The organism is Stutzerimonas stutzeri (assembly GCF_024448715.1).
Taxonomy (GTDB): domain Bacteria; phylum Pseudomonadota; class Gammaproteobacteria; order Pseudomonadales; family Pseudomonadaceae; genus Stutzerimonas; species Stutzerimonas stutzeri_AR.
Genome location: NZ_JAMOHZ010000003.1, coordinates 86389 through 105651, shown reverse-complemented (window position 1 = coordinate 105651; position 19263 = coordinate 86389). Strand labels below are relative to the sequence as shown.

19 protein-coding genes and 1 pseudogene are annotated in these 19263 nt (G+C 59.2%); 4 read left to right on the top strand and 16 right to left on the bottom strand.

Translation table 11 applies throughout. The features are described 5' to 3' along the window. Position 1: 1 nt before the first annotated feature. The gene (locus tag NAV33_RS07145; protein ID WP_255978376.1) at positions 2-2218 is read left to right on the top strand and encodes a TonB-dependent siderophore receptor; all 2217 of its coding nucleotides are present in this window, start codon (positions 2-4) and stop codon (positions 2216-2218) included. 43 nt (positions 2219-2261) lie between these two features. On the opposite strand, the gene NAV33_RS07140 is transcribed toward NAV33_RS07145, so the two are convergent. From NAV33_RS07140 to NAV33_RS07100, 9 genes are all read right to left on the bottom strand, one after another. Then, entirely contained in the window at positions 2262-3137 is an 876-nt protein-coding gene (locus NAV33_RS07140; RefSeq protein WP_255978374.1) for an ABC transporter substrate-binding protein, read from the bottom strand. Continuing rightward, positions 3134-5146: a Fe(3+)-hydroxamate ABC transporter permease FhuB gene (gene fhuB, locus NAV33_RS07135; RefSeq protein ID WP_255978372.1), complete on the bottom strand. Its 2013-nt coding sequence runs from the start codon at positions 5144-5146 to the stop codon at positions 3134-3136. Before fhuB ends, NAV33_RS07140 begins: the two co-directional genes overlap by 4 nt. Next, positions 5147-5914 carry an ABC transporter ATP-binding protein gene (locus NAV33_RS07130; RefSeq protein ID WP_255978370.1) on the bottom strand — a complete coding sequence of 256 codons (768 nt, stop codon included), beginning with the start codon at positions 5912-5914 and terminating at the stop codon, positions 5147-5149. Next, on the bottom strand, positions 5908-6666 hold the full coding sequence (locus NAV33_RS07125; protein WP_255978368.1) for a siderophore ferric iron reductase: 759 nt from the start codon (positions 6664-6666) through the stop codon (positions 5908-5910). The genes NAV33_RS07130 and NAV33_RS07125 overlap by 7 nt, the downstream gene beginning before the upstream one ends. Positions 6667-6884: 218 nt before the next feature. Next, complete coding sequence (locus tag NAV33_RS07120; RefSeq protein ID WP_255978366.1) at positions 6885-7739, bottom strand: FHA domain-containing protein; 855 nt, start codon at positions 7737-7739, stop codon at positions 6885-6887. Positions 7740-7801: 62 nt separating this feature from the next. Next, entirely contained in the window at positions 7802-9352 is a 1551-nt protein-coding gene (locus tag NAV33_RS07115) for a serine/threonine-protein kinase (RefSeq protein ID WP_255978364.1), read from the bottom strand. 17 nt (positions 9353-9369) lie between these two features. Further along, positions 9370-10143, bottom strand: a complete 774-nt coding sequence (locus tag NAV33_RS07110) for a PP2C family protein-serine/threonine phosphatase (RefSeq protein ID WP_255979292.1) — start codon at positions 10141-10143, stop codon at positions 9370-9372. Positions 10144-10378: 235 nt separating this feature from the next. Beyond that, positions 10379-10828, bottom strand: coding sequence for a DUF421 domain-containing protein (locus NAV33_RS07105; RefSeq protein WP_255978362.1), 450 nt, complete (start codon positions 10826-10828; stop codon positions 10379-10381). Between the two features lie 13 nt (positions 10829-10841). After that, positions 10842-11291, bottom strand: coding sequence for a hypothetical protein (locus NAV33_RS07100; RefSeq protein ID WP_255978360.1), 450 nt, complete (start codon positions 11289-11291; stop codon positions 10842-10844). 403 nt (positions 11292-11694) lie between these two features. Here NAV33_RS07100 and NAV33_RS07095 point away from each other — a divergent pair, with 403 nt between their 5' ends. Together NAV33_RS07095 and NAV33_RS07090 are read left to right on the top strand one after the other, a co-directional pair. Beyond that, the gene (locus NAV33_RS07095) at positions 11695-11958 is read left to right on the top strand and encodes a DUF1652 domain-containing protein (RefSeq protein WP_255978358.1); all 264 of its coding nucleotides are present in this window, start codon (positions 11695-11697) and stop codon (positions 11956-11958) included. An 11-nt stretch (positions 11959-11969) separates the two neighbouring features. Then, a pseudogene (locus tag NAV33_RS07090) lies at positions 11970-12070 on the top strand (general stress protein); the annotation flags it as partial. Positions 12071-12154: 84 nt separating this feature from the next. Here NAV33_RS07090 and NAV33_RS07085 read toward each other — a convergent pair. Genes NAV33_RS07085 through NAV33_RS07070 form a run of 4 tightly spaced genes read right to left on the bottom strand, consistent with a single transcriptional unit; the run spans position 12155 to position 14646 of the window. Then, positions 12155-12481: a DUF3325 domain-containing protein gene (locus NAV33_RS07085; protein WP_255978356.1), complete on the bottom strand. Its 327-nt coding sequence runs from the start codon at positions 12479-12481 to the stop codon at positions 12155-12157. After that, positions 12478-14004 (bottom strand): PepSY-associated TM helix domain-containing protein, encoded by a 1527-nt coding sequence (locus NAV33_RS07080; protein ID WP_255978354.1) that lies wholly within the window; start codon positions 14002-14004, stop codon positions 12478-12480. Before NAV33_RS07080 ends, NAV33_RS07085 begins: the two co-directional genes overlap by 4 nt. Continuing rightward, positions 14001-14297, bottom strand: a complete 297-nt coding sequence (locus NAV33_RS07075) for a DUF3649 domain-containing protein (RefSeq protein ID WP_255978352.1) — start codon at positions 14295-14297, stop codon at positions 14001-14003. Before NAV33_RS07075 ends, NAV33_RS07080 begins: the two co-directional genes overlap by 4 nt. A 25-nt stretch (positions 14298-14322) precedes the next feature. Further along, on the bottom strand, positions 14323-14646 hold the full coding sequence (locus tag NAV33_RS07070; protein WP_255978350.1) for a TonB-dependent receptor domain-containing protein: 324 nt from the start codon (positions 14644-14646) through the stop codon (positions 14323-14325). A gap of 253 nt (positions 14647-14899) precedes the next feature. On the opposite strand from NAV33_RS07070, the gene NAV33_RS07065 reads away from it, so the two are divergent. Beyond that, positions 14900-15076 (top strand): hypothetical protein, encoded by a 177-nt coding sequence (locus NAV33_RS07065; protein ID WP_255978348.1) that lies wholly within the window; start codon positions 14900-14902, stop codon positions 15074-15076. A 210-nt stretch (positions 15077-15286) separates the two neighbouring features. Here the strand turns inward: NAV33_RS07065 and NAV33_RS07060 are convergent, their stop codons facing one another. From NAV33_RS07060 to gmd, 3 genes are all read right to left on the bottom strand, one after another. Then, positions 15287-16375 (bottom strand): polysaccharide biosynthesis/export family protein, encoded by a 1089-nt coding sequence (locus NAV33_RS07060; RefSeq protein ID WP_255978346.1) that lies wholly within the window; start codon positions 16373-16375, stop codon positions 15287-15289. Positions 16376-16917: 542 nt separating this feature from the next. Continuing rightward, positions 16918-17832: a GDP-mannose 4,6-dehydratase gene (locus NAV33_RS07055; RefSeq protein WP_255978344.1), complete on the bottom strand. Its 915-nt coding sequence runs from the start codon at positions 17830-17832 to the stop codon at positions 16918-16920. Positions 17833-18156: 324 nt separating this feature from the next. After that, positions 18157-19188, bottom strand: coding sequence for a GDP-mannose 4,6-dehydratase (gene gmd / locus NAV33_RS07050; protein WP_255978342.1), 1032 nt, complete (start codon positions 19186-19188; stop codon positions 18157-18159). Between the last annotated feature and the right edge of the window lie 75 nt (positions 19189-19263).

Below are 19263 nucleotides of genomic sequence, written 5' to 3'. Positions count from 1 at the left end.
AATGAACGACACTCACGGCATTGCGCCGGTGCGCCACCGAAACGCGCGCCCGGTATCACCCTCTTTTTCCACGTTGACTTTGGCCCTCTGCCTCGCGCCTGTTGCCTGGCTGACGGCGCCGCTGGCGCTGGCCGCCGAGCGCACGCAAATCAATGAAAATGACCAGTTGGTACTCGAGCCGGTGGACATCACCGCCGAGCGCGAAGCGGTTCCTCGCGTTACCGAGCAGGGCGACTCCTACACCATCGGCGCCACCAGCACCGCAACCAAGCTGGACTTGTCTCCACGCGAGACCCCTCAAACATCGGTCACCGTAACGCGGCAGCAAATCGATGATTTCAACCTCAACAGCACCACCGACTTGCTACAGGCTGGCGGGGTGAACGTTCAGCGTGTGGAGACCGACCGTACGTACTACTCGGTGCGCGGCTTCGATGTGTCCAACTTCCAGATCGATGGCCTGGGGCAGCCGTTCACCTCTCAAGAGCAGATGGGCGATATCGACACCTTTCTGTACGACCACGTAGAGGTACTCAAGGGCGCCAATGGCCTGACCGCCAATCCGGGCAACCCGGCGGCGACCATCAACTTCGTGCGCAAGCGACCGACACGCGATTTCCAGGCCGAAACGTCGCTCAGCTACGGTTCGTGGGACACCGGCCGCGCCGAGCTGGACGTCTCCGGGCCGCTGAATGATGCCGGCAACGTGCGGGGCCGGGCACTGGTGGCGAAGCAGGATGGCAATTCCTACCTGGACCGCTATTCGCTGAACAAGACGGTGTTTTCCGGCATGCTCGAGGCGGACCTGAACGCCAACAACACGGCCATCATCGGTTACTCCGAGCAGCGCAACCGGGCGGATGGAATTATGTGGGGCGCGCTGTCGCTGTACGACAGCGAAGGAGGGGAGATCGACTACAGTCGCTCGCATAGCAGCGCACCGGACTGGGCTTACTGGGATACCGACGACAAGCAGGTCTTCGCCGAACTGAACACCTGGTGGGGTGGCGGCTGGCAGAGCAAGGTGTCGCTTAACTACCGCGAAATCAGTGGCGACGCCGAGCAGTTCCTCGCCACCGGCGTGCCCGATGCGCAGACCGGGCTGGGCCTGACCACCTACGCTTCGAAGTACGATCGCATGGAGCGCCAGCTACTTGGCGACGCCTATCTCAAGGGTCCGTTCGCACTGTTCGGGCGCACGCATGAGGTAGTGGTTGGCGCTAACTGGTCACGCAGCAACACCCGCTGGACTTCGTACGACGATGCTTTCGGTATTCCCCTGCCGCCAGTTGGCGTGTTCGACGGCGACTTCCCACGCCCAGCGTTCGACAACGGCCTGACCAGCGAAAGCGACTACACCACTTATCGCCGCAGCGTTTATAGCGCCGGGCATTTCAGCGTGACCGACCGGCTCAAGCTGATTGCTGGCGCCAGCCATACCCGACTGGACAGCGACGGCTATCAGCTCAGCGATCCGCACGAGTTCAGCGAATCGAAGACCACACCCTATGTCGGCGCCACATACGACTTCAACGATCACTACTCGACTTATGCCAGCTATACGCAGATCTTCAGTCCGCAGTATCTGGTCGGCTCGTCCCTGCAACTGCTGGATCCGATCGAGGGCGACAGCGTCGAGGGCGGCGTGAAGGGCGAGTGGTTCGACGGACGCTTGAACGCAAGCTTCGCGGTATTCCGAACGGAACAGGAGAACACGCCTGAATATGGGGGCTTCGATTCTTCGGTAGGCGTTTCCTACTACGTCCCGGTGGATACGATCTCCAAGGGCTACGAGTTGAACATTGCCGGACAGCTGACGCCCAATTGGGAGATCAGTTCTGGCCTGACGCACTTGTTCTCCCTTGAGGACGCCGAGGGGCGCAAAGCGCGCACTTACACGCCTCGTAACTTCCTTTTCCTGAGCACCACCTACCAAGTGCCACAGGTGCAGGGCCTGAAGGTTGGCGGCAGCATGATCTGGCAGGACGACATTTTCCGCGAGCAGGGCACCACCGCTGCCGGTGAGACGATCGTTAGCCGCCAGGATGCCTATGCGGTGGTCAACGCCGTGGCCAGCTACGACATCGACCGGCACTTCAATGTCGCGCTCAACGTCAACAACCTGTTCGACAAGAAGTACCTGACCAGCCTCTATTGGGAACAGTCCTATTACGCCGCGCCGCGCAATGCGACCGTGACGCTAAGCTGGAAGTACTGACGGGTCGCCCGTCCACCGTTTGCAAGTGTGGACGGGCCTCCTCTCAGCTGGAGGAGGGCAGGCTGAGCAGCGCCTCGGTGATGGACTCAGCCAGGTACTCGACGCAGAACACGCCGCCGTGGGTCCAGGTCGACCGCATGTCGGCGAAGCGTTGCTGCCGGACGAAGGGCATCGCTTGCCACAACCGACTGTCGAACAGACGATCCTGACGGGGAAAGGGCTCTATGTGCAAAACCGCCCCGTCCTCGATCTGGCCCAGCACCATAACGGGTAACTGCACGCTGCCCCAGCGACTAACCGGCACCGAATGGGCCGGCCGCAGGCCGAGCATTTGCATCGCATGCTGCGGCATGGAGTTCGGGCCGAATATGAGGACCGTCGTTGGCGAAGAAAACCGGACGACCGATAGGTCGGGCAGCGCGCCGTCGAAGTGAGCGAGCAGTCGCCCACGCATCTCGGCAATATGCGTCTCCATCGCTGCCAGCTGTGCCTGTGCATGGGCCGTGCGGCCCAGCAAATGCGCGAGCTCCAGGTAGTTTTCCCGCTGCATTACGAGGTTGTCTCGCTCCTGGGTGAAGTCACCGAACGACACCACCGGCGCGATGCGCTCAAGTTTGGGTCGCAAGTCTTCGAGCAGCGGCGTGATCAGAATCAGATCCAGATTCAGCTGCGCCAGCAGCTCCAGGTTCGGCTCGGTGCGCGTACCGACGTCAATCGCCGAGGCGGGCAGTTTCGGTCGCACCACCCAGGCGCGGTAATCGTCGGCATCGGCCACCGCGACCGGCTCGACGCCGAGCTTGAGCAGGTGCTCTACCGGCTCCCAGCTCAGCGCCGCGATACGTGGTTCTGCCGCCTGAGCGGTAGGTAGGCCGCCGAGCAGGAATATCAGCATCATTAGCGCGCGGCGAAAGAACTTCACGACGAACGCTGCCGTGTCAGCAGAAAGATGAAATAGCTGCCGCACACCACCGAGGCGACGATGCCCACCGGAATTTCCAGGGGGAACATGAGCGTGCGGCCTAGCCAATCGGCGACCAGCATCAGCATGGCGCCGAGTATGGCCGAGAGCAGCACCTGCGGCAGAACCCGGCGCGCACCCAGCATTGCCGCCATATGCGGCGCCAGCAGACCGAGGAAGGCGACCGGCCCTAGCAGGCTGGTTACAAGCGCGCATAGCAGCGACACTAGCAACAAGAGCGCCACACGGGTAACTGAGACGTCGAGGCCGCGACTGAGTGCGACCCCGTCACCGATCGAGATCAGCGTCAGTGCTCGATGGAACAACAGGCTCAAGCCGGCCAGTATTGCGATCCCCAGGCTCATCATCAACGCTTGCCAGGCCGAGACCCGGTAGGTCGATCCGGCCAGCCAGCCGAGCAGTGCTAGGGCATCCGCCGAGCCGCGAGTCAGGCCGATCTGCAAGGCGGTATTAAGCAACGCCGCCAGCGAGACCCCAACCAGCACCATGACTGCCGGGGAATAACGGTGACGTCGTCCGAGCAACAACAGCAGTATGAGGACAAGCAGGCTACCGACGAAGGCGGCCAGCGGCGCGATCAGCCAGAACAGCGCGCTACCAAACATCATCAGCGCCACCATGACCGCGAGCGTCGCGCCTGCCGTCAGGCCAAGGATGTCGGGGCTGGCCAGCGGGTTGCGCAGCAGGCGTTGCAGCATCATTCCGGCGACCGCAAGCCCGCAGCCTGCTGTCACTGCCGTGAGCATCCTCGGCCAGCGCAACGACCAGACCAGAGTGGAAGGCCAGCCCAGAGCCCAGCCGTCGGGGCCACGATTCAGGCACAGACTGGCCAGGACGATCACGACGGCCGCCAGCCCCAATATCCAGCCGCGTCGCCGGGTCAGGCGCGCGGCGCCGGGCGGCAGCGCCAAGGCATGCCGGTCTTCAGCCGAGAGCTGCCTGCGTGACAGCCATAGGAGGGCCGGCGCGCCGATGAGCGCCGCCGCCGCGCCGCTCGGGATCAGCTCGGCGGTCCAGCGATTCACCAGCAGTGCCAGCACATCGGCACCCAATAACAGCAACATGCCCAGTAGCGTGCTGTAGAACAGCTCATCGCGCGAGGTTCGCGCCCCGCACAGTCGAGCAAGATTAGGAGTGATCAGGCCGATGAAGCCGATCAGGCCCACCGCAGTAATTGATGCGGCGGTCAACCAGAGCGAGGCGACGAACAGCGCCAGCATCACCGGCCCCAACGTCAGACCACGCGCCTGCGCGCCTGTACTGCCGAGTTGGAGCAGGGTGAGCGGGCGCGGGGCGAAGGCGACAATAAACAGCCCGACCAGCAGTTTCGGCCATAGCCAGGCCACCCATTGCCAGTCGATCTGGCCCAGATCGCCAGCGCCCCAGATGAACAGACCCCGCGTTTGCTGGTTGTGGACCAGCAGGATGCCGGTGGCGAGCGCGCCCAGTAGCAGATTCAGCGCCATGCCGGCGAGGATCACCGGCAGACCGGCAATGCCGTGACGACCGGCGATCAGCAGTGCGAGACCGACCGCTCCCAGGGCACCGACGAGCGCCGCCCACTCGCCATGGCTGGCAGCGAAGGCGGGAAACAGCAGCGTAGCGCCGGTCAAACCAAGCCAGGCGCCGGAGGCCGCACCGAGAGTCATCGGGGAGGCCAGGCGATTCTGCGTCAACTGTTGCAGCACACTGCCGGCGAGTCCCATGGCCGCCCCTACCAGCAAGGCCATGACCAACCGCGGCAGTACCGATAGATGAAATTCCAAGGCGGCGAAACCATCGCCAACGGGCGGCAGCAAGGTCCAGCGATGAAGCGGCCACTGGGTCATACCGAGGTTCAGGTGCAATGCACCCACCGCCAGCAGCGCCAACAATGTCAGCAAGTAGCGCGCCTGGGGCCGGCCCAGCTGCGCCCAGGCAGGAATGGTGCGGGCCAGTGATATTTCCACTCAGCTCACCACTGCAATCTTGCGCCCCTGGCCGGGCTGATCGATCAGCTCGATATCGATCTCGTACAGCGCACTGAGGCGTTCGCCGGACAGCAGCTGCTCGGCGGTGCCGTCGAAGAACAGCCGCCCTCCTTTCAGCGCGACGATGCGATCGGCATAGCGCGTCGCCAGGTTGACGTCGTGCAGGATTGCGATGATGCCGCGGCCGGTTTCCCGATTGAGCTCGCGCAACAGCGCCATCAGCTGGTACTGGTGCGCGAGATCCAGGGCCGAGGTTGGCTCGTCGAGCAGCAAGAGTGGTGATTCCTGAGCCAGCAGCATCGCGATCCAGGCCCGCTGCCGCTCGCCGCCGGACAGGCTGTCGGCCAGGTGATCGGCAAAGTGGGCGATGTCAGTCTGCCGCAGCGCTCGTTCAATCACCTGGCTGTCCTCGGCCTGCCAGCGCCCGAGCAACCCTCGCCAGGGAAAACGTCCCAGGCGAACCAGTTCGCGAACGGTTAAACCGGCCACCTCCGGCAGGTGTTGCGGCAGGAAGGCGACACGCCGGGCGAATTCACGTTGGCTGTAAGCTCCGAGCGGCTTGCCTTCCAAGGCTATACGCCCTGTATCGGGTGTGAATTGACGCGCGATGAGGTTCATCAGCGTCGACTTGCCCGATCCGTTGTGTCCAAGGATGACCGTGAACTGGCCTTCGGCGAGCTGCAGGTGATCCAGCGCCAGGATTATTCGGCCATCGCGGCGTACCTGAATGTCGTGCAGGCTCAGCATGCGACGATCAGCTCTTCGCGCAGGCGCCGTGTTCGCTCCTCCGGCTTGAGTTTCGGGCAATTGCTGCAGGGCTCGCCATCGGCACGTCGAAAATGCTGGCAGCAAACCTTACGGCCGAGTGCCAGGCATTGGCGACTATCTTTGAGGCATATCTCAACCAGCGAGCCACCACCAGGCAAGGCCATGGCCTCCAGCCAGCGCGCCTCGATCTCGCGCAAGGCCTCGTTGGTCACCGATGCGCGCGGCTGCACCAGCAACAACGCTGCGCGCAAGCAATCGGCGACCAGCAATTTCGCCATTTTCGGGTGGATCGAGGACACTTCGTTGAATTCAACGAGCTGGTCGTCGACGAACCGGCGCAGATGATTGGCGGCACAGGCGATCAGATCGGATTGGGCGCCACGGCATGGGCGGTGTTCCGGCAGGCGAAAACCGCAAACGAAGCCATCGCGCATCGATTGTCCCATCTGCGCCAGAGACGGCGCCCGAGCACAAAGATGAACCGCAAGCAGGCTGAGATAGATTGGTTGCCAGACCAGCAGCGACCAACTGCGTGCCGACCAGTAATGGGCGCCAGCCTCTGGATGGGCGTGTTGCCAGTGGGCATGAAGAGCGGCTACCCGCGCCTGATTGCCAGCGCTGCCGCACTGTAGTTGATCACTATTCGCCGGCCCGACCTCGCCCGTTAGTCCGGGGAGCGCTCTGGCGGCGACATGTAGTAGTTCGATGAGGTCGTGACAGTTCTGGGGCATCGTGTCGAACCCGACAGCGTCGACTGGCAGCGTATGGCCGCCGAGCCGATCATTGGAGACACGATCAGTTTACGCCTGTAATTGAGAATGATTCAAATCTGCGCTGATGTTGATTTACACTGTCGCAGTTACGGAGATCGGCCAGCGCCTTTGGATAAGTCAATCGGGCTGCCGTCCCGTTGATACCTCCCTCTGCTTTTCACGCGCCGACTTTGCGGCTACGGCAGCTGTTGGACAACGAAGCCGGCAAGGATGGCAATTACGAGGCCGACGAGCAGACCCAGGCGCAAGGAGGGCCTTTCGGTGGCACTCGGCGGCGCCGCTTTGGCGCTAGCGCCGGGCGTAGCGGTGGCACGTAGCGGGTTTGGAGTGGCCGGTCGAGGTGTGGCAGGTTTTGCTTTGACGGCAACAGGCAGGTCGGCGGCGCGTATGAACAAAGTGGCATCTTCGTCGATCGTTTCCGGTACGGCGACTTTTGGCCCAATGACTAACAGCGTGGTGCTGCCCAGCTGTATTTGGTCGCCGGGTTGCAGCACGGTGGTTGCGACCGCCTGATGATTCACTTTCAAGCCATTGGCCGAAGCCAGATCCTTCACCTCGAGGATGTCGCCTTTGAGATAGAACTCCGCGTGCCGGCGCGACAATTCCGGGTCACTGAAGCAGAGCTCGCACTTGGCCGAACGGCCAAAAGTCATCGATCCGGTGACATGGTACTTGTGGCCCTGGTTCTCGCCCTGCACCACTTGCAGCAGCCAGCGCGGTGCTGCACCTGCTTTGGCACCGGCTTTGGCCGGGTCGACGATCTGCAGTTCCAGTGTGCCCAGGCGCACAAGGTCGCCGGAGCGGACCTGGTAGCGCTCGCCAATTTTCTCTTCGTTGACGTAGGTGCCGCCTGGCGTGCCAAGGTCGGTCAAGTAATAGAAGCGGTTCTCTTGGTATAGCTCCGCGTGAAAGGCGCCGACGCCCGTGTCGTCGAGCACAAGGTCGTTGCCAGGGGCCGCACCGAAGGTGAAGCGTTCATCAGCGAGCCAGACGGGGGCCTGACGATTGTCAACGAAGTGAATTCTGAGCATGTTTACGTTTACCTTGCACTGAAAGGCTTCTTCGGCTCGCGGGGTAACGCCCGCGCCTTGGGTCACTGCTTGAATATTCGATTCCACAGACGCTTGATCGGATTGTTCGGCGCCTGGGGAGGCTGACTTGAAACCCGTGCGCTGTTCGATGAACGCGGGGCGGGAGCTCGTGCCGCCAGTTGAGTCGCGCGCGCTTTGGCGACCCGTTGCGGATGGCCGTCACGCAGCGCGACCAGCGTGTCGTTGCCCGGATCGGCTTCGAGCCCCTGCTGGATATATTCGAGCGCCTGGGCATAGTTGCGAGCACTGTATGCCGTTTCGCTGAGGTCGATATAACGCCGGGCGACCTGGTGCAGGCCTTCACGCGCAAATGTATTGTCCGGCGCCCAGCCGATCACCTGGCGGTAGTAGTGGGTGGCGCTGTCCTCGGCTGGCTCTAGCAACTGGTCATTGGCCAGGCGCTGCGCTGCCAGTTCCAGGTACTCGGCGATGCGTGCCTCGAGGATTCGTTTCAAACCGTCGAGAGCCTGGGCATTGTCAGCATCCAGGCGCAAGGCCTCGCGGAAGTAGTAGTCGGCGTTATCAAACGCGGGCGTCAGCAGTTTGCCGTTGGCCAGCCGCTGCTCAGCGCGGACCAGGTAGTCGCTGATCTGGCTGTGCCGATACCACTGAAAACCACCGACGCCCATCGCGACCGTCAATAGCAGCACTGCAACTGCGGCTACCCAGCGGCGTGCATGTCCACCGTGGACGCGCCGCTTGGTCGGTCGGTTAATCGTCATGGCCGGCGCGATGCGGGTCAGGTCCATATCCGGCTCGGTGAGGGTATCTATGGCGGCCAGCAGTTCACGGCAGTTGGCGAAGCGAGCATTCGACTGCTTGGCTAGCATGCGCTCAAGCAGCGATTGATAAGAGGCCAGTGCCGGCGGCAGTTGCGGTGGCGGCATCTGCACATGGTTGAGGACGGTCTGCGGATAGCTGGCAGCGCGAAACGGGTTGGTGCCGGTGAGCATCTCGGCAAGGATTACACCGAGGCTGTAGATGTCGCTACGTGCATCGAGCGGCTCGCAGCGCGCCTGCTCTGGGCTGCTGTAAGCCGGGCTGCCGACGGCAATGCCGAAGTGGGTGAGTTCATTATCCAGCTCGACTGCCTTGGCCACACCGAAATCGGTGAGCACTACGCTGCCGTCGTCGCGAAAGAGGATATTGGCGGGTTTCACGTCGCGGTGAACCAGTCCGCTGTCGTGTACCACTGCCAAGCCACCAGCCAGTTGGTGGATGATGTCCAGTGCGCGCGACGGCGACAGTACGGTGCCGCGGTACTGCGCCAAGTCGCCGCCACCGAGGTATTCCATCGCCAGGTAATGACGACCGTCGGCGATCTGGCCGATGTCGTGGATGGTTATGATCGCGGGGTGGCGCAGTGAGGCGACAATGTGTCCTTCCTGGATGAAACGTTCGGTGAAGGCTTCGTCCTCGGTGTGCAGCAGCACTTTGAGCGCTACCTCCCGATCCAGCGATAGCTGGGTCGCCAGATAGACTTCGGCCATCCCGCCTTTGCCCAAGCGCTTGTGCAGCCGATAGCCGGGTACCGCTAGCATCCGTTCCGTCATGAATTTCGGCTCTACTTCTACGACTTAAGAGGTTTAAAAAGCTTGTTGAGGAGCCGCCGACCACGCGATTCGGCTGACGACGACATCGCATGTCCGAGCACGATGCAGGAGATATTGTCGCGCCCACCTTTAGCGTTCGCTTGCTCGATCAGTTGCTCGACCATGGCTTCGAGCGTATCGGCGGCGGTGCACTGGGCATGGATCTGAGTATCGGTGAGCTCATTGGTCAGGCCGTCGCTGCACAGCAGCAACAGCTCGTTGGCGTATAGCATGCCGTTCGCAGCGCCGACCGCAAGGGCCTCGTCGCGGCCCAGACACTGCAAAATGATGTTTTTCCAGCGGTGGTTTTGTGCATCGGCGGGGTCCAGTTCACCGGCATCGACCATCGCCTGCACCCAGCTGTGGTCGCGGCTCAGCGGCACGATATCGTCTGCGGTGACACGATAGGCGCGGCTGTCGCCGACCCAGGCGAGCTCAAAGCTGGTGCCATTGAAGTGCGCTGCGACGATTGTCGTACCCATGCCGTCTTGCGCTGCGGCTTCGAGCACGGCGCGGTTGGCAACATGAACAGCCGCCTCCAGCGAGTCACCTCCGGCCACTGCCTGTTCCAAGACCTGCAAAGCCAGGGTGCTGGCGATTTCGCCGTACTGGTGGCCTCCCATACCGTCGGCCACCGCCCAAAGACCAAGTGCCGGGCAGCAGAGGAGGGCGTCTTCATTGTGGTCGCGCGTCCTGCCAGGCGAGGTAAGCCCGGCGAAGTCCAGCAACGAGGCAGATGCGATACGAAGCATGCGAAGGCCAGTTCCTTGTTCCTGCGGCACAACTATCGGAAAGTCATGCCCAGCATGATGCTTCGGGCATACGCCACTGTCACCGCTTGCACGCCAGCGATACGGCAAACTGTTAACCAATCGGCCTCTTGGTGCTGCTGCGAAGGGAGGGCGCTCGTATGATCCGGTAGGTAAGCGTTCACTCAGCTTTGTTGCAGCATTGATTTGCAAGCTACGAAACCGTTTCTCCTAAAAGTCAGCTGTCTCCCGTGGGAATAATCGATATTCGACCATTTTTCTCTAAAATCGCGAACTTGATTTGGTCGAGGCGTGTAAGTCCATGCGAGTTACGAGCTGCCTCTAGAATATCGGACTCATCAAGGCGCGCCTTCTCGATCCGCCTTTTCAGTACTTCGCCATCCTGAACAATGATGATGGGATTGCCATCCATTACTTTGGCGATCCGGGGTGAACGGCGCTTGATTAAAGATAATATTATGTCCATTACAACCAGCGAGACTATGACCACGATGGCATTGGTCACGGAGAAGTCATCGCCCAGCAACGCCTGCTGCGTCGCTTCGCCAATAACAAGAAGCAGCACGAAATCGAATGTTGTGATTTCAGAAAGTGTACGCCGACCGGCGATTCGAAAAATGACGAGAAGGGCCAGATATATCACTGCAGCACGAAGGACTGAATCCATTTTTGCCGACCCTTTATGGATAGATGAACTGGCCAACCTCGACGCTCTGGTCACCAGAGCGGATGTTTGTTTTCACGAGACCTATCCCCGTCGCGCGCAACGCGAAATAGGCGGTTGCCCAGCCTTCGGAATCAGGTTTGAGCTCAAGTCTCATTCCGTCACCGAACCCCCCTGCATTGGCTGGTTCTGGTTGTATGCCTTCGACTGTAAAGCGCTGAAGTAGCGCGCCGTCGATAATGAGCCAGACCTTTCCTTGTTCATCCGCTTTCGCTTTCACGACCATCTCGTTGGACGCGCCGTTCCGATCGAATCGATCGTATTGAACCCTCAGCTCTCCATTGGACGAGACGGCTTCCGTCTTGCTCAACGGGCCTGTTCCGAACAAGCCCAGCAATGCCACGAGCACGACCAGAAAGAGCAGGCACCAGCCAATACGTTCGACCCGCCACAGCTTGACCTGCAAAGGCATATCTTCCTGGACAGGGAAGCTCCTACTGCTCAAGTCATCGTTTTGGCTAATCATTGTTTGGCTCGGTAGTTGATTATTGTCGGTAGAGCATGTGAGACGAGACGAAGTTCAGCCCTATGGAAGCTGCGTAAAGCATTGGCTACCGTTACGCTGCTTTACGGCTGACCAAGCCTAAAACCCGCATGACCTTTACGTATTGCTCTGCTAACCCAATATTAATTGGTGAGCGACGCTATCGTTTTTGATGACGAGCCGGCTGCTGGACGTGGAAATTTTCATAGAGTTCGGCTTCACTGTCGCTGAGGGGCAGGACCGCGGATCTTCGACCGAACCTCGGATGAAACAGCGTTTATATAAGAAATACCAATTCAGATAATTATAAAGCGATGGAGAATTTATGAGCGATGCGTTGAAGTTTGAAGATGCCTGCCGAATACTCGAAGCATCCTTTGCGCCCTTGCGATGTTCATGCAGAAGAGATGAGGCCGGTAAGGTTGCGATAAGGATATTTGACGTTTCAGATATAACCAGATACTCAATAAGTGACATTGAAGCTAAGCGCTTAGCTTCAATAAGAGGCGTTGCGCAAATGGCGCTTGAATTGAGGCAAGCACTATCCGCGAAAGAAGTCAGCCAAAGACATAAGAAACTAAAAGCTTAGAGAGTCTTTCAGGCCAGAAAAGCGGCGGTAATTTTGCCAATGGCCGCGAAAAAGCATCCGAGCCAGCAAGAAAAGGTGGCCAAACAATCATGGCGGTGGCCGCAACTCATAGCGTCGCTTAGCCGCACGAATGGAGAGCCCACCGCCTCTTTGGCTGAAGGCGGTAGCCGATTACGCTCAGCGGCTCATGCCGCACCTAGCCGCTAATAGCAGCTAATACGCCGACAACGCTGAACAGGCCACCAAGGGGCATCACCCAGCGTTCCCGCCATGCGAGTGTCAGGCTCACCACCAGCCCAGCGAACATCAGTTGTCCGAAGCAGACGACCAGACCGATCGATATCCCTAACGATTTCGAATCCAGGAGGAATGAGCCGAGCAACGGTCCCATCGCCAACACACGCAGCCAGTTCTGCCGATTGGGTGTCGGGGCGGCATTGAAAAGCACGCGGTGATGCCGCGTCATTGCAAGGCAGAGCATCAACATTCCTAGATAGGCCAGGGCGAAAGCCAGCGTGGTCATCGTGTCAGCTCCTGCTCTGGAGTCACCGAGCGCATTCGTGCGGGGTTTCGCCCGTGCCGGCGACGAAGCGAGCTCCAAGCGCACAGCGCACCCACCATCAACAACACCATATCAACACCAGCTAGCATCAGATCGCCGCGGGCGAGGCTCGCCAGCAGATGTCCCTCCGGTGCGGTCAGGCCATTGAGCAACGGTAAACCCAGCGCAAGTGCCGCCAGCAGAGCCAACATCTGTCGCGACAATCTAAGCGAATGCCGGCGCCCAAGGTAGGCGACGACAGCCACGGCTAGCCAGCTCAGCGAGAAGCACCAGGCCTCGGCGGAACCACGCGCGGTCATTGCATCGGGCAATAGACGATTCGCCCAGAGCAATGTGAGCGAGGCGATTGGCAAGCCGAAGAAGACCGCACCGTTGAGCGCCCGGACGACGTTCAGCCCTCGAATCTGGTGCCCCTCTCGCTTACGCAGCCATACGCCGGTGCCGGCAATCAGCATGGCGCAGCCCGCCAGCCCTAACAGCCCGTACAGCACCCGCACGATTTGCCCACCGAACTGCGCCATATGCAGTCCGATCAGCCATGTATGAGCTCGATAGCCGGCCGGTGCCTGCTGTTGGTGGAGGAGCTCGCCGGTGGTCGCGTCGTAATTCAACGTATCTTGCGGCGAGCCGATGCGCGACGGATCGCGGCGATAGATGCTGACCACTGCGGACGCATCTGCCGGATGCTCGACGATAATCCAGCCGGGCTCACCATTTCCCCAGTGCTGACGCGCATTGGTGATCAGTTCGTTCAACGGAACCATTTTCCCAGCGGGCTGGTGTAGTTCATTACGGTGGTAGCCGCCTTGTACCTCTTCGAAGAAGGCGAGTGGATCACCTCCATACGCCACCAGCGCGCTGGCGGGCATGTAGGACGCAACGAACACCGCCACGCCGGTGTAGGCAAGTATCAAATGGAACGGTAGGCCAATGACGCCGAACAGGTTATGGGCGTCGAGCCAGGCGCGCTGGCCGTTGGCTTGCGGGCGCAGGGTAAAGAAGTCCTTGAAGATTCTTCGATGAATGATAATTCCCGATACTAATGCCACCAGCATGAACATGCCGGCCAAGCCAACGATGTACATGCCGATCGAACCGGCTTGCAGGTTGTAGTGCAGCGTAAAAAAGAATTCGCCGCCCACTGTTTCGGGCATCGGCTCGCCGCTTCGGGGATCGAATGCGACGCGGCCGCGGGCGCCGGATGCATCTTCCTCCCAGCCTAGCTTCCAATAAGGTTCACGCTCGGTCGGGCCGTGCAACCAATAGGCGTGCAGCGGTTCGTGAACATTCGCCTGGACCCAGGCATTGACGTGATCGGCTGTGATTGCCGTCGCCGTCGGGGTGTGCAGGGCAGGGCGCATCCAGCGTTCGATCTCCTTATCGAAACAGGCGAGCGTGCCGGCGAAAATAATCACGAACAACAGCCAACTAGGCAGCAGTCCGCCCCAGGTATGCAGTCCCGCCATCGACTGACGCAGGGTCATGGCCGGCTCCTCCATTCGACAGGGAGATAGGCCGCCAGGCAGAAAACCGCGGCCAGCCCCGCAAACAACACCCAGGCGCGCATGGCGCTGCGGGCCGCGAACGCATAGATCGCCGCGGCTACCCAGACCGCGAAGCACAGCAAGCTGGCGGTTACCACTCGATCCGGCCTGGACATCGGTAGATACACGGAAAAGAACGCCGTGAAACCATAGGCCAATGCATAGCCGCCCAGGAGGGCCGCCGAGATGCGCCCAGCCAGGCTGGCGCGGCGGGAAGATACGAATATATTCATCGGTCTTGTCTCCCGTTCCGGCCCATCAGAAGCTGTAGCTTGCAGTGCCGACTACCGTGCGGCGACTGCCGAGTAAGCAATCGCCACGCGACAGGCAGGTGGTGTAGTAGGACTCGTCTTCCAGGTTGGTGGCGTTGAGCATGAATGTCCGGTCCTGATAGCGGTAGCCGAGCATGGCGTCGAAGAGAGTAGTTGAGGGTGTTTTAAGCGTGTCGGTACCGCCCCAGCTTGCGCCGACGTAGCGCACGCCTGCGCCCGCACTGAAGCCCGGGATACCGAACAGTTCGAAGCGATGCTGCGACCAGAGCGAGACCATGTCTTCTGGAATTGTCGCCAGGGGGCGGAACATGGGTATCTCCAAGTCCATTTATTGTTAGGGATGCGGATATTAATGCGAATACGTTGTATTTGTAACTATGAATTCAGATAAACCCGGTTATCTGATTACGCTCCACCAGCCGTGCAGAAGAAGGAGAACCTCATTCCTGCCGCTGTGCTTTGCTGTTCCGACTGGCGGCTTTGCACCAATCGAGGCTTTGTAGCTCGAACCTGAAGAGGCCATTGGGGGCCTCACTGCGAGGTGAAGCATGCGAGGTGAAACCATGGATTTTCCAGCTCGGCTGCAGGCGGCAAACGATTCTGGCGCGGATGCGCCTCTGCCTGGGGATCCTGATGGTGCAAGCATCAACGATGCTCCGATGTCCGATCCCGATGAGACGGAAGTCACGGATGAGGACATCGACATGTTCGAAGACGACCCGACTATTCCAACCGAGTAGCCAGCTAAAAGCCCCGAGGTTAAACGGGGCTTGTTTACAGCGCGGGTGGCTGAGACCGAAGCCGGAATATGTAGCGGCCCACGCGGTTTGGCAGGCTTATCATTCGCTTCCAGGCTCGATGATTGTTATATGCAAAAAAAACCGCAGCCGCCCGAAGGCTGACCGCGGTTTAGCGAGACCAGGCCGTTCGTCCTGATCTCTATAGCGTCATTAACGGCTGAAAGCTGCACCTGTGCCGACAACCGAAGCGGACGGCAGCAGCTGGCTGATGAAGCGGTTCCAGCGAGTGATGCCGGCTGGACCAACGAACACTACGTCCTGCGGTTGGAGCGGAAAGCTCTTGGCCAGGGCGAAGGCGGTTGGGGATTTGGCATCAAGCTGGAAAACCTTGGCCTGCTCGGTCGCGATGCTTTCGGCACCGCGGATCACATAGACCGCTTCGCCATCCGCCGTTTCCTGGCGAATACCGCCAGCAGTACCGATCGCGTCCATCAGGTTGAAGTTCGATGCCTTGAAGCTGAGCGCCTGCGGCTGCGTGACTTCGCCCAGCACGTAGATCTTCTTCTGATCGTTGTACGGCAGGTGCAGCTGGTCGCCGTCCTTCAGGTAAACCTGATGCAGCCAGGAATCCGGGCGGTTCAGATCGTCGAGGTTCAGCATGTATTCACGACCGTCCCGCTTGAGCATCAGGCTGGAAAGGTCAGCGGTTTCGGTATCGACGCCTGCCTGACCGATGGCCTGGACGATAGTCATCGGTGCGGTGGTCACGGGTACCTCGCCCGCGGTATTGAATGCGCCTGATAACACGACGCGCTGGCTACCGTAGCGAAGCAGGCTGACGTCTACTTGCGGACTGTCGATGTAGTTGGCGAGGCGGCGCGAGATTTCGGCGCGCAACTCTTCGATGGTGCGACCCGCGGCGTTGACATTGCCGATATAGGGGTAGAAGAGAGTGCCATCCGGGCGGACCAGACGGCCATTGGCATCGAGCTGTTGCTGCGCTCCGGACGGCGCGGTCAGTTCAGGGTGATCCCAGACGGTGATAAAGAGTAGATCGTTGGCACCAATGCGATACGCCTCGGGCTTGTAATCAAGCAATTCCTGCTTGCTGGAAGTGCCCATGTCGGAAGACAACTCGCCCTGGAGCATATCGGGGGTGATGCGGATCAGCTGTACGGTACCGTTCTCCGCTTCCGCGCCATTCTTGAATTCATCCGGATCAAGATATTGACCAGGCGAAAACACACATCCCTGGAGCGCCAGTGCAGAAGAAAAAGCGAGAGCAAATAATGGTTTCATGATCTTCATCCTTGACGGAATAGTTGTTTTTACAAAGTGAAACGGCTGGATCACTTTTACTGAAGGAATGAGCGGAAATTGAACGTCTATCGCCAACCGACAATGACATCTGTGAAAGCGTATAAAAACGAACTCAATATCTGCTTCTCCTGTGTCGCTACCGCAAGCTTGTCGAGGAGCTATCCTCGGCTCACTAAGGGTGAGACCTGTTTCGGGCAAGCTACTGGTATTTTTCTGCTCACCCTTGCGTAACGCCTTTCACGAACGACAGAAACAAGTGCGTACTGCTCACAGTAGCCATAGACCGCTGCGTCTCTCTTGGGTTCAAGACGACAGCACAAATGAATGGCCGGTGCGTCGTGGCGCTAACACAAGAAAGACTCGAGTATCGAGAAGAGATAAAGGATTAAGCTGTGTTTAGCGGCGAGAGTTAATTGCGCATTGAGTTGCGCATTCCATGCCAGTCGCCATTCGGTGCCGGGACGCCTTGCCAAGATCGGTCTGGCCCGCTTCCGTTGTCATACTTGGAAAACTGACGAGGCTTAATTAGATGAAGTCGCTTCTATCATCCAGCGCAGCGTGTCGCGCAGCTCGATCTGAGGAAGCTCACCAATAAGCGAGTTCAGCTTGGCTTTGCAGCCGGATAACTTCTTGACATCGGCACTGCGAACGAAGGCTGGATTGACCCGGACTTCAAGATGGTGACCGGATATGATGCCAGCCTGCTCGAGAACGTACTGCAGCGTGTATGCCGAGCCAGAGCAGATATTGACGGTTTCGCCAATCGAAGCGGGAGTCTCAAGAAGTTGCCGATAGGCTTTTACCACCTGGCGCACATCACAGAAGTCTCGTGCGATATCCAAATTTCCCAACTCGATAACTTCCGCGCGGTGACGTATGTGCGCGACGATTTTCGGAATTAGGAATTGTTCGGCCTGGCCAATACCGGTGTAGTTAAACGGTCTGCTAATGATCAACGGCAAGTGCCCGTAATACAGCCTCGCCATGAATTCCATTGCAGCTTTGCTGACTGCGTAATCATTGGCCGGAGCCAGCACAGCTGATTCGTCCAACACGCCCTCGGTGGCGTTTCCGTAGACGTTCGCGCTACTGGCCAGGAGAACTCCTTCCAGATCTGTCGCAATTGTGCGTAATGCTTCAAGTAGATGGCGAGTGCCGAGCAAGTTGGCGTTGTATATCGCGTCAGCATCGCTATGCGCAACGAAGGACACTGCAGCCAGATGCACGACATAGGTTGGCCGGATTTCCGTCAGTAGGTTTCGCAGCGCTTGTGAGTCGTTCAGCGAGCAGCAGTGGATGGCTGAAATACACGCAGGCAATTCGCCTTTGGGTTGCCGATAGCTGAGGCCATGAACCTCGTAGCCCCGTGCCGCGAGTTCTTCTGCCATATAGCGGCCAGTGAAACCGGTGATGCCCGTAATCAGCACTTTACGCATGATTTTCTCGATAGGATGAAATCCGCCCCAACGGAGTGGTTATTCCCGGTCTATGCATGGAATGTTGCGCCCGGTTAGGGTCGGCTAGGATGACGATACTGGCTTGTCCAAGCGGCATATTTTTCACCTAATACCAGCTCCGCCTGGGTATTCAGCTGATCGAGCAAGCTGAAGATAGGCGTAACGGAGCATCTGGTACTGGGCTGAAGTGAAGCGAATGCACAGGGCAAAGGTGCCGGTTGCTCTGTGCTGTTCGCTGTCAAAAACTTCAGCGCACCAGCTGTATTCGCCTATGACGACGTTAGTCGTTCAGGTCGCTCGCTATCAAAACGAAAAGCCTTGCTGATTGCGACGTAGGTCGGCATCTACCATCATGCGGCACAATTGTTCCAGCGAGGTTTTAGGTTCCCAGCCCAGCACATCCTTGGCCTTCTGGGGATCGCCAATCAGCAGATCGACTTCTGCAGGACGATAGAATTTCGGATTTACTCGCACAACGACTTTGCCGGTCGCCATGTCGATCGCCAGCTCCTGTTCGCCGGAGCCTTCCCATTGCAATTCGATATCGACTGCCTTGAAGGCCAAGGTCACGAAGTCGCGTACGGTTTCGGTACGGTTGGTTGCCAGCACGAACACATCGGGCTCATCGGCTTGCAGCATGCGCCACATCCCTTCGACATACTCCTTGGCAAAGCCCCAATCGCGCTTTGCGTCGATGTTGCCCAGTTCGAGCACATCCAGCTGACCCAGTTTGATCTTGGCTACCGAATCGGTGATTTTGCGGGTCACGAATTCACGGCCGCGAAGAGGCGATTCGTGATTGAACAAGATGCCGCTGCAACCGAAGATTCCGTAAGACTCCCGGTAATTGATGGTCATCCAATGCGCATAAAGCTTGGCGACGCCATAGGGACTACGAGGGTAAAACGGGGTGGTTTCCGCTTGCGGAATTGCCTGGACCTTGCCGAACATTTCCGAGGTGGACGCCTGGTAAAAGCGAATCTTGGGATTGACGATACGAATGGCTTCCAGAAGGTTCACCGCGCCTGCACCGGTAATATCCAGCGTCGTCAACGGCTGCTCGAACGAAACACCAACGAAGCTTTGTGCGGCGAGGTTGTATACCTCGGTTGCGCCTGTGGTTTGTAGCAGACGGATACTGGACGAAAGGTCGGTAAGATCGTATTCGATGAGATGCAGGCTGGGATGCTTGTCGATACCCAACTCTTCGATTCGCCAGAAGTTAACCGAGCTGGTACGACGAAATGTGCCGTATACGGTGTAACCTTTTTCCAGCAGAAGCTCTGCGAGGTAAGCACCGTCTTGTCCTGTAATGCCCGTGATGATTGCTTTCATTTTCTTCCCTGCTATTAGATGACTTTCAAAGTGGTGTCGCACCGCTCTAATGCCGGCGCGTTTGCGCTGGAAGAG